The sequence below is a fragment of the Kitasatospora cystarginea genome (assembly GCF_039533515.1).
Lineage (GTDB): Bacteria > Actinomycetota > Actinomycetes > Streptomycetales > Streptomycetaceae > Kitasatospora > Kitasatospora cystarginea.
Genome location: NZ_BAAATR010000023.1, coordinates 123,743 through 134,159 on the forward strand (window position 1 = coordinate 123,743; position 10,417 = coordinate 134,159).

A 10,417-nucleotide genomic window follows, 5' to 3' on the forward strand; every position below is an offset into this window, starting at 1 on the left:
CCGTACAAAGAGCGGAGTCGCGCGGGTCACAATGGCGGCATGACAGCCGAACCCACTGATGGCTTGGACCAGGAGCGCCCGCTCGGCACCTCTCCGCTGATCTCCGTCGGCGAGTTGGCGACGGCCCTCGACTCCGCGGACCCGCCGGTCCTGCTCGACGTCCGCTGGCAGCTCGGCGGCCCGCCCGGCGCCGATGAGTTCGCGGTCGGGCACCTGCCGGGCGCCCAGTACGTCGATCTGGACGACGAGTTGGCCGCGCCTCCGGGCACCGCCGGCCGCCATCCGCTGCCCGATCCCGAGGTGTTCGGCGCGGCCGTGCGCCGGGCCGGCGTGAGCGCCGACCGTCCGGTGGTGGTCTACGACGCCGGGCCCGCGACTTCGGCCGCCCGCGCCTGGTGGCTGCTGCGCTGGGCCGGCCACCGGGACGTCCGGGTACTGGACGGCGGCCTGGCCGCCTGGCGCGCCGCCGGCCTGCCCGAGAGCACCGGGCAAACCCCGGCCCGGGAGGGCGACTTCAAGCCCGCCCCCGGCCAACTGCCCGTCCTGGACGCCCGGCAGGCCGCCGCACTGGCCCGCACCGGACTGCTGCTCGACGCCCGGGCCGGCGAGCGCTACCGGGGCGAGGTCGAGCCGGTCGACCCGCGCGCCGGGCACATCCCGGGCGCGGTGAGCGCCCCCACCACGGAGAACGTCGGCCCCGACGGACGCTTCCTGCCCGCCGCCGCGCTCGCCGAACGCTTCCGCTCGCTGGGCGTGGGCGAGCGCGAGACCGGGGTCTACTGCGGCTCGGGGGTGACGGCCTCGCACGAACTGTTGGCCCTCGAGGTGGCGGGCTTCCGGGCCACGCTCTACCCGGGGTCCTGGAGCGAGTGGTCCGGCGACCCGGACAACCCGGCGGCCACCGGCCCCCTCCCCGGCTGACCGGCCGGGCACGACCCAGGGCGCGGGACCGCGTGACCCCGGAAGCCGCGCCCGGTGTGAAGAAAGCCCGTGCCCTCGTCCCGCACGGATCGTCGTTCCGTGCGGGACGAGGCGACGGGGGCTACTACCTCAGTCCTGCTTCTTGCGACGACTGCCGAAGACGATCTCGTCCCAGCTCGGCACGGTGGCCCGTCGGCCCGGACGGACGCCGTCCGCCTCGGCCTGGCGGTCCGTGGTGCCCACCAGCCGTTCGCGGTGCGGGGAGACCGCGCGCGGCATCAGGATGTCCGCGTAGGCCGACCCCGCGCCGACGCTGGCCGCCGGGGCGGCATGCTCCTCCGCCTCCTCGGCCTCCTCCACCTGGACCGGCTCCACGGCCGGAACGGTGAGTTCGCCGCGGAACGCGGGCACCACGTCCAGCAGGCTGGTCAGCGAGTCCCGGCCGTCGGCCGTGGCCTCGCGGACCTCGCGGCCCGACATGATCCGGTCCGCCGAGGGACGCTCGATCATCGGGCGGGCCGGCCGGTCCTGCGGGAGCCGGGCGATCCGCGGGATGAACGGGAAGACCGAGTCCTCCTCGCGCTCGACGCTCTCGCCGATCAGCGATCGGGCTTCGTCGTCGTTCGGCTGCACCAGGCGGCGCGGCGGGTCATAGGTCCAGCTCGCGCTGCGGCCCTCGCCGTCGGACCGGTAGTAGAGGATGACCTCCCAGGTGCCGTCGTCGCGGCGCCAGGAGTCCCACCGCTCGGTGTCCTTCTCCGCCGCCCGCAGCGCCAGGCGCTCGGCGACGGCCTCGCCGAGCTGTGGCCCGGTGGGCTCGCCGTGGCGGCGGATCGCGGTCTTGCGGGCCCGCTCGGCCATGAAGGCGCGCTCGGCCAGCACCGGCCCCTCGAAGCGCCGCACCCGGTCCACCGAGATGCCCGCCGCCTGGGCGACCTCCTCAGCGGAGGCACCGGCTCGTATCCGCGCCTGGATGTCCCTGGGCCGCAGGTGGCTCTCGACCTCGATCTCGATCTGGCCGAGGCGCGGCCGGTCCCCGCGGATGGCGGCGCGCAGCCGCTCGTCGATGGGAAGGGTGTACTCCGTGCTGTCGGCAGCCTTGAGCACCAGCCGTGTGCCGTCGTTGCTGACGGCCACAACCCGCAGTTCGGGCACGGTTACCTCCCGGGTGGTGCCTGCCGACGTCACCTGCGTCGCTGCTCCCGTACTGAGTGTGGCCTGCCCACTCGCGAGTGGCCACAACCTTGCTGAGTTACTCGGCGTGTCGTGCTTTCGCCCGGACCCGCCCTTATGGCACGGTTGCCTGTTGCCACGTCGCCGGTCGACGTCGCGCCCGTATGCCCCGGTCGCCGTCTGACGGAGTGTCGACAGGTCGACGAAAGGCTCAGGCCCCACGAACAGTACTCCATTCGTGGCATCCACAGGGGCGGCACGCCGCTCAAGTCTCCCGCGATTCACGGGAATCTCAAGGGCGGGCACTCCAATGGCCGACCGCCGATCAGCGGACGGTGATCATCTTCACATATATCGACCGCTGAGAACCAGATTTTCGCCCCTTGTGTCCTTCTTTGTGCAAGATGGAGGGACTTGTCGATGTCGAGTCGTGCCGACCGAGGGATGTTGATGCCGCAGCAGCGCGGGCAGGGCGGGCCGCAGACCGCCGAGCCACCGGCGACCGGACGTGCACGGATCGATCTGACTGTGGCTCAGGTCGCAGCCAGCGCCCTGGCCGCGGTGGTCGGCGCGGTGCTCGCCTCGGAACTCGGCGTGTACGGCACGATCCTCGGCGCGGCGGTGGTCAGCACCGGCGCGACCACCGGGGGTGCGCTCTTCCAGCACCTGTTCAAGCGGACCGGCGAGCAACTGCGCAGCGCGGTCGACCGGGGACCCGGCGCAACCGTCAACCGCCTCCGGCAGGTACCGGCGGGCGAGCCGGCGGAGATCTCCCCGGAGTGGAACGCCCCGCAGACCGTCCGGGCCAGGCGGCGCTGGACCTGGCGGACGTACTCGGTGGTCTCCGGACTGGTCTTCGTCCTGGCGATGACGCCGATCCTGGCGGTGGAGCTGATCGCGGACAAGCCGATGCACTCCATCGTCACCGGCGACGGCCACTCCTCCGGTACCTCCCTCAACCCGGGCCGCAGGCCTGCACCGTCCGTGCCCGCCGACCGCCCCTCGGCCGGCGGCACCGCCGACCCCTCGGCCGCGCCCTCCGGCGCGCCGGCCGACAGCCCGGGCGCGACGCCGAGCGGACGGCACTCGCCCTCGGCCACGCCTTCCCCGGCCCCGAGCGGCTCGCCGTCCTCCTCGCCGACCGCCGAGCCGAGCACGCCGCCGGCACCGAGCCCGAGCTCCGGCACCACCACGGGTACGGGCACGGACGACGGTGCCGGCCAGCGCGACCGGGGAGCCGGGACAGCCGCCCCGACCCCCTGAGCGCTACTCGCCGAGCACCCGGCGCAGGTAGGGGTTGGCGAACAGCCGGCCGGGATCGAGCCGGTCGCGCAGCGCGGTGAACTCGCCGAAGCGCGGGTAGACCGAGGCGAGGTACTCGGCGTCCCTGGTGTGCAGCTTGCCCCAGTGCGGGCGGCCCTGGTGGGCGGTCATCAGTCGCTCGACCTCGGTGAAGTAGCCCTGCTCGGGGGTGCCCCGGTAGAGGTGGACGGCGATGTAGACGGTGTCCCGGCCGCTCGCGGTGGAGAGCCAGAGGTCGTCGGCGGGCGCGATCCGCACCTCGACCGGGAAGCTGATCCGCCAGTTCGAACGCTCGACCAGCGCCTTCAGCTCGCGCAGCACGGTGGTGGCCGCCTCGCGCGGCACGGCGTACTCCATCTCGACGAAGCGCACCCTGCGGGGACTGGTGAACACCTTGTACGCGAGGTCGGTGTAGGTCCGCTCCGACCAGGCCCGGCCGGCGAGCTGGGCGATGGCGGGGACGGCGGCGGGGAAGGTCCGGCCGATCCGGCAGGCGCCCTCCCAGACGGTGTTGGAGAGGAAGTCGTCCTCCAGCCAGGACTTGAACGGCGGCAGCGGCCGGGCCCGGCCCTGGCTGCGGTTGTTGCGCTTGGTCGAGCAGAGCTCGGTGTGCGGGAACCAGTAGAACTCGAAGTGCTCGTTGACGGTCGCGAACTCCTCGAAGCGGTCCAGCACCCGGTCGAAGCGCATCGGCTGCTCGTGCGCGGTGAGCAGGAAGGCCGGTTCGACGCCGAAGGTGAGTGCGCTGACCACGCCGAGCGCGCCCAGGCCCAGCCGGGCGCCCTGGAACAGTTCGGGGTCCTCGGTCGGCGAGCAGGTCCGGACGGTGCCGTCGGCCAGCACGATCTCCAGCGCCCTCACCTGGGCGGCCAGTGAACCGGAGTCGCGGCCGGTGCCGTGGGTGCCGGTGCTGGTGGCGCCGGCGACGGTCTGGACCTCGATGTCGCCCATGTTGGTGAGTGAGAGGCCGGCCGAGGCGAGCAGCTGGTTGAGGGCGGAGAGCGGCAGGCCGGACTCCACGGTGACCGTCCCGGCCGTGCGGTCCAGCTCCCGTACCGCGGTCAGCCCGGTGGGCCGGACGAGGACACCGTCCCCGGCCGAGGCGATCGCGGTGAACGAGTGGCCCGCACCGACCGCCTTGACCGTCCGGCCCTCATCGGCGGCCCGCAGGACTTCCTTCGCCAGCTCGGCGGTCGAGGCCGGGGAGACCACCCGGCTGGGGCGGGCGCTCTGGTTGCCGGCCCAGTTGCTCCAGCGGGTGGTACTGGCCTGCGGCATACGGCTGCCTCCTGCTCCGGTGCCGGGACGGCTGCGCCCCGAGCACGTCCTACCACTGAGTACGGGGAGCGTAGCCACTGGCCCTACCAAGGTCCATGGAGCGGACCGAACCAGGGGGTCGCGGCCCCCGGCGTGCGGACGGTCGTGCGGATCGGGGCGGCGCCGCGTGCTCGGATCGCCACCGGGCTGTGCGGTCCGCCGCGCCCCGGGCGGCGGCGTTCAGCGTTGGAGGGCGACCTCGCCGGCGGCCGGCACGGCGGCCGTGGTCAGGCCCGAGCGCAGGCGGTGCAGTCCGGCGAGGGCGGTGAGGGCACCGAAGAGACCGGCCCCGGCCGGCACCCAGTAGCCGGCCGGGGCGCCCGCGGCGTCCACCGTCCAGCCCGCGACCGAGGATCCGAGGGCGGCGCCCAGCGCGAGTCCGGTGGTGGTCCAGGTCATGCCCTCGGTCAGCTGGTTGGCCGGAACAAGCCGTTCGACCAGGGCCATGGCCGTGATCAGGGTCGGTGAGATGGCGATCCCGGCCAGGAACAGCGCGGTGCCGACCGCGACCAAGCCGGCGGTGCCGTGCAGCCACTCGGCGGCCAGCAGCGGTGCCACCATGCTGACCGCCATCAGGACGACCCCGCCGAGGAAGCGGCCGGCCGGCGAACCGTTGAGCTTCAGCGTCCCGAAGACCACCCCGGCCAGGCCGGAGCCCAGTGCGTACACCGCGAGCACGAGGCTGGACATCGCCTTGTGCCCCTGCTCCTGGGCGAAGGCCACGGTCACCACCTCGACCGAGCCGAAGATCGCACCGGTGGCCACGAAGGTCAGCACCAGCACCTCGAGCCCGGGCGAGAAGAGCGCCGACCGGCCCGAGTGGTGGGTGGCCGGGTGCACCGGCGGCTCGGTGCGGCGCTGCGAGGTGAACAGCACCACCCCGGTGACCAGGAAGACCCCGGCCAGCAGCACGCCCGCCTCGGGGAAGACCGAGGTGGCCAGGCCGATCGAGAGGATCGGGCCGACGATGAAGCAGATCTCGTCCACCACGGCCTCGAACGAGTACGCGGTGTGCAGCTTGGGCGGCTCGCCGCTGTACAGGTGGGCCCACCGGGCCCGGACCATCGAACCGGTACTGGGCATCACGCCCATCCCCGCGGCGGCCGCGAACAGCGTCCAGTCCGGAGCCCCCGTGCGCGCGCAGAGCAGCAGCGCGACCGCGGCGACCACCGTCAGCCCGGTGGCGGGCAGGGACACCCGGCGCTGCCCGTAGCGGTCGACCAGCCGGGAGACCTGCGGGCCGAGCACCGCCGCCGACAGAGCCAGGACGGCGGAGACCGCACCGGCGATCCCGTAGGAGCCGCGGAGCTGGGACAGCATGGTGACGATGCCGATCCCGGTCATCGAGATCGGCAGCCTGGCGATCAGACCCGAGGAGGAGAAGGCCAGAGTGCCCGGAGTGGCGAATATCTGGCGGTAGCTGGACAGCACGCAGGGCTCCGCTGGAGTGGGGGTAAGGAACGAGTCTCGACTAGACAGCTTACGAACGGTGGCAAGCGATTACCCGCCGGCGGACCTGCCGCCGGGTGACGGGACGGTGGTGGGAGGATCGGTGCCATGCCCGACTCGCGCACCCTCACCGACCCTGCGCCCTACGACGCGCTGCTCCTGCTCTCCTTCGGCGGCCCCGAGGGCCCCGAGGACGTGGTGCCGTTCCTGGAGAACGTCACCCGCGGCCGGGGCATCCCCAAGGAGCGTCTCGCCGAGGTCGGCAAGCACTACTTCCTGTTCGGCGGGGTCAGCCCGATCAACGAGCAGAACCGCGAACTGCTCGCCGCGCTGCGCGAGGACTTCTCCGGGCACGGTCTGGACCTGCCGGTGTACTGGGGCAACCGAAACTGGGCGCCCTACCTGGTCGACACCCTGCGGGAGATGGCGAGCGACGGCCACCGCCGGATCGCCGTCCTCGCCACCAGCGCGTACGCCGGGTACTCCGGCTGCCGGCAGTACCGCGAGAACCTCGCCGACGCCCTCGCCACCCTGGCCGAGGAAGGCCTGCCCGAGCTGCGCGTCGACAAGCTGCGGCACTTCTACAACCACCCGGGTTTCGTCCAGCCGATGATCGACGCCACCCTGGCGGCGCTCGCCGAGCTGCCCACGGCGGTCCGCGACCGGGCGCACCTGGCCTTCACCACCCACTCCATCCCGGAAGCGATGGCCGAGACCTCCGGCGCCCCCCAAGACCCCGCACGCGGCCGGCCCGGCGGCGCGTACGTCGCCCAGCACCTGGACGTCGCCCGGCTGATCGCCGCCGCCGTCGAGGAGGCCACCGGGGTGGCCGACCGCCCCTGGGAGCTGGTGTACCAGAGCCGCAGTGGCGCCCCGCACGTCCCGTGGCTGGAACCGGACATCTGCGACCACCTGGAGAGCCTGCACACGGCGGGCGTCCCGGCGGCCGTGATGGTGCCGATCGGCTTCGTCTCCGACCACATGGAGGTCAAGTACGACCTCGACACCGAGGCCGTCGCCAAGGCCGCCGAACTCGGCCTGCCGGTGGCCCGGGCCGCCACGGTGGGTGCCGACGCCCGCTTCGCGGCGGCCGTGCGGGAGCTACTGCTGGAGCGCGCCGCCGTCGAGCGCGGCCTGCCGGTCGAACGCCGCGCCCTCGGCGGGCTCGGCCCCAGCCACGACGTGTGCGCCGTCGCCTGCTGCCCCAACCCGCGCGCCCCGCGCCGTGCGGCGGCCGAGATCTGACGCCCGCCCCCCGGGCGCCCGCCGCCCAGGACTGGAAGGAACCCCATGCCCAACCCCGAGCTGCTCGCCGAACTCCTCGACGTCGCCGTTGACGCGGCCACCCGTGCGGGGGACCTGCTCCGCGACGGCCGCCCCGCCGACCTCGGCGTCGCCGCGACCAAGAGCAGCCCCGTGGACGTGGTCACCGAGATGGACCTCGCCTCCGAGAAGCTGATCCTGGAGCTGATCGGCCGACACCGTCCTGAGGACGGCTACCTCGGCGAGGAGGGCGCCGACCACCCCGGCAGCAGCGGGGTGCGCTGGGTGGTCGACCCGCTCGACGGAACGGTCAACTACCTGTACGGACTGCCCTCCTGGGGGGTCAGCGTGGCCGCCGAGCTGGACGGGAGGGCGGTGGTCGGCGTGGTGGCGGTGCCGGCCAGGGGCGAGCTCTTCCAGGCGGTGCTCGGCGGCGGGGCCCGCCTCGACGGCCGGCCGATCTCCTGCCGTCCGGCTCCGCCGTGGGGCCAGGCGTTGGTCGGCACCGGTTTCAACTACGTCCGCGAGGTGCGCGCCCACCAGGCGCAGGTGCTGCTGGCGCTGATGCCCGAGGTGCGTGACATCCGGCGGGCCGGCGCCGCGGCCGTCGACCTCTGCGACCTGGCGGCCGGCCGGCTGGACGCCTTCTACGAGCGCGGACTGAAGCCCTGGGACATGGCCGCTGGGATGCTGATCGCCCGCGAGGCCGGGGCCCTGGCCGGCGGACGTCCGGGCGAGGAGCCGGACGGAGACCTCGCCGTCGCCGCGCCGCCCGGGGTCTTCGAACGGCTCCAGTCCCGGCTGGACGCCCTCGGCGCCTGGCACGACTGACCTGCCGTGGCACTCCCCGAGGGGCTCTGGGCCCCAGGACCCGGCCCGGCGGACCCACGGCGCCAAGGTGACGCCCGGGTGAACGGACCGGGCCGGTGGCACGGGCAAACGCGCTGACACGGGCAGGCGAAAGGCCCTGGCACACCGAGCGGTGCCAGGGCCTGGCCTTCAGCTGCCTGGGAGGGCTCCCGGGGCGGGTGGTGCGAGTGCGCGGCGACCGGTAGCGGCCGGCTCAGGCGGCGGAGCGGTGGATCTCGCGGACCGGGTCGATGCCGTGCTCGGCGGCGAGCCGGCGCAGATCGTCCAGCTCCGACTGCTCGACCTCGGCGAGGAAGTCGTCACCGGCCTCCAGGGCGCGGTGCAGGTCCTGTTCGGTGTTCTTTATGCGCTGCAGGATTCCGGCGGTGAAGGCGTCCATACGAGCCCCCTTGCTGTGTCGGACGGGCACGGTCCGGCGTTCCCCGGCGTCGGGGAGGACGGCGGTCAACGGATACGCCCCAGCCGGCGGCTGCTCTCCGGTCGGGCGCGGAGACGGCCTCGAAGCCGCTCCCGGTGACACCGAGTCCCCTGAGCCGGTGCGGATGAACGCACGGCGGGTGGTGGTGGTCGCGACCGGCGTTCGGCCCGATCGCGGGTGTGAAGCTTGTCCTCCCCACGGGTGAAGGCGGGAAACCTCACGATCCGAGAAAGTTGCCCGCGTCACAGTCCAATCGGCAGGGGACCCTGCTGTTTCAAGCCGCCCGGGCGCCCCGGAGCCGGCCGCTTACCGCTGCTTTACCGGCCGACCAGGCAGGATGGGAACACCGTCGGATCCGTGTGCCGGCTCCCGGGCCGATGACGAGCCCGGGCTCCGGACGTGTCGGCTCCGCGCCCGGCGCCAGGAGGCCCGAACGGGCGGGCCACGGCGGGGCCGCTCAGGAAAGAAGGGACAACCATCGTGCGGGTACTCGTCGTGGAGGACGAGCAGCTGCTCGCCGAAGCCGTCGCGACCGGCCTGCGCCGCGAGGCGATGGCCGTGGACGTGGTGTACGACGGTGAGGCCGCGCTCCAGCGCATCGCGATCAACGACTACGACGTCGTCGTACTCGACCGCGACCTCCCGCTGGTCCACGGCGACGACGTCTGCCGCAGCGTCGTCGAACAGGGCCTCGCCACCCGGGTGATCATGCTGACCGCTTCCGGCGACATCAGCGACCGGGTCGAGGGCCTGGAGATCGGCGCCGACGACTACCTGCCCAAGCCGTTCGCCTTCAGCGAACTCGTCGCTCGGGTGCGGGCACTCGGCCGCCGCGCGACCGTCCCGCTGCCGCCGATCCTTGAGCGGGCCGGCATCACGCTCGACCCCGGCCGCCGCGAGGTGCTGAGGGACGGCAAGACCGTCCAGCTCGCACCCAAGGAGTTCGCCGTGCTGGAGGTCCTGATGCGGGCCGGCGGCGCGGTCGTCTCGGCGGAGCAGCTGCTGGAGAAGGCCTGGGACGAGCACACCGACCCGTTCACCAACGTCGTACGGGTCACCGTGATGACCCTGCGCCGCAAACTCGGCGATCCGCCGGTGATCGTCACCGTGCCCGGCTCCGGCTACCGGATCTGAGCCGACCGGCCCCACCCCCGTACGACCGCACAGCGCAGATCCCGGAGAGGACAGTCATGACCACCCCGCCGCCCCCCACCGGCGGGGCCCCCGGCACGCCCGCCGGCGGCCCGGTCCGGGTCCCCCCCAAGCCGGCCCACTCGCCGGCCGCCTCCGCGGAGCAGCCCGCCCGCAGGCCCGAGCAGTTCGCCCCCTACACCCCCGGCGACGGACTGCTCAGCTGGTTCCAGCTGCGGCCCACGATCCGGATCAGGCTCACCCTGCTGTACGGCGGGATGTTCCTGATGGCGGGCGTGGTCCTGCTGGTGCTGATGTACTTCTTCGTTCGGCAGGCCTTCCACGACGCCCTGTTGCCGACCTTCGGCTTCGACCAGGGCGGCGCCACCGTCAACGGCCGGGTGATGACCTCCCAGCAGTTCAACGACCAACTGGTCCAGATGCAGGAGCTCAAGTCCAACGCGGCCCTGACCGTGCTGCTGCGCAAGTCGCTCACGGTGCTGGTGTGCCTGGCGGTGATCGCCTTCATGGCCGGCTACGCGATGGCCGGTCGGGTGCTGCGTCCGCTGGGGC

9 protein-coding genes and 1 pseudogene are annotated in these 10,417 nt (G+C 73.3%); 6 read left to right on the top strand and 4 right to left on the bottom strand.

The window, feature by feature from the left end:
* Positions 1-39 precede the first annotated feature (39 nt).
* Positions 40-921 (top strand): sulfurtransferase, encoded by an 882-nt coding sequence (locus tag ABD369_RS24115; RefSeq protein ID WP_344638603.1) that lies wholly within the window; start codon positions 40-42, stop codon positions 919-921.
* A gap of 129 nt (positions 922-1,050) precedes the next feature.
* On the opposite strand, the gene sepH is transcribed toward ABD369_RS24115, so the two are convergent.
* Positions 1,051-2,109, bottom strand: coding sequence for a septation protein SepH (gene sepH / locus ABD369_RS24120; RefSeq protein WP_344638604.1), 1,059 nt, complete (start codon positions 2,107-2,109; stop codon positions 1,051-1,053).
* Between the two features lie 513 nt (positions 2,110-2,622).
* Here sepH and ABD369_RS24125 point away from each other — a divergent pair.
* Complete coding sequence (locus ABD369_RS24125; RefSeq protein ID WP_344638605.1) at positions 2,623-3,357, top strand: hypothetical protein; 735 nt, start codon at positions 2,623-2,625, stop codon at positions 3,355-3,357.
* Positions 3,358-3,360: 3 nt separating this feature from the next.
* Here the strand turns inward: ABD369_RS24125 and ABD369_RS24130 are convergent, their stop codons facing one another.
* Positions 3,361-4,674 (bottom strand): D-arabinono-1,4-lactone oxidase, encoded by a 1,314-nt coding sequence (locus ABD369_RS24130; protein WP_344638606.1) that lies wholly within the window; start codon positions 4,672-4,674, stop codon positions 3,361-3,363.
* 219 nt (positions 4,675-4,893) lie between these two features.
* Positions 4,894-6,144, bottom strand: a complete 1,251-nt coding sequence (locus tag ABD369_RS24135) for an MFS transporter (protein ID WP_344638607.1) — start codon at positions 6,142-6,144, stop codon at positions 4,894-4,896.
* 126 nt (positions 6,145-6,270) lie between these two features.
* Here ABD369_RS24135 and ABD369_RS24140 point away from each other — a divergent pair, with 126 nt between their 5' ends.
* Both ABD369_RS24140 and ABD369_RS24145 read left to right on the top strand, forming a co-directional pair.
* Positions 6,271-7,407 (top strand): ferrochelatase, encoded by a 1,137-nt coding sequence (locus ABD369_RS24140; protein ID WP_344638608.1) that lies wholly within the window; start codon positions 6,271-6,273, stop codon positions 7,405-7,407.
* A 45-nt stretch (positions 7,408-7,452) separates the two neighbouring features.
* Positions 7,453-8,256 (top strand): inositol monophosphatase family protein, encoded by an 804-nt coding sequence (locus tag ABD369_RS24145; protein WP_344638609.1) that lies wholly within the window; start codon positions 7,453-7,455, stop codon positions 8,254-8,256.
* A 232-nt stretch (positions 8,257-8,488) separates the two neighbouring features.
* Here ABD369_RS24145 and ABD369_RS24150 read toward each other — a convergent pair whose 3' ends face one another.
* Entirely contained in the window at positions 8,489-8,674 is a 186-nt protein-coding gene (locus tag ABD369_RS24150) for a hypothetical protein (protein WP_344638610.1), read from the bottom strand.
* Positions 8,675-9,193: 519 nt separating this feature from the next.
* Here ABD369_RS24150 and ABD369_RS24155 point away from each other — a divergent pair.
* Positions 9,194-9,847 (top strand): response regulator transcription factor, encoded by a 654-nt coding sequence (locus ABD369_RS24155; RefSeq protein ID WP_344638611.1) that lies wholly within the window; start codon positions 9,194-9,196, stop codon positions 9,845-9,847.
* Between the two features lie 56 nt (positions 9,848-9,903).
* A pseudogene (locus tag ABD369_RS24160) lies at positions 9,904-10,417 on the top strand (two-component sensor histidine kinase); the annotation flags it as partial.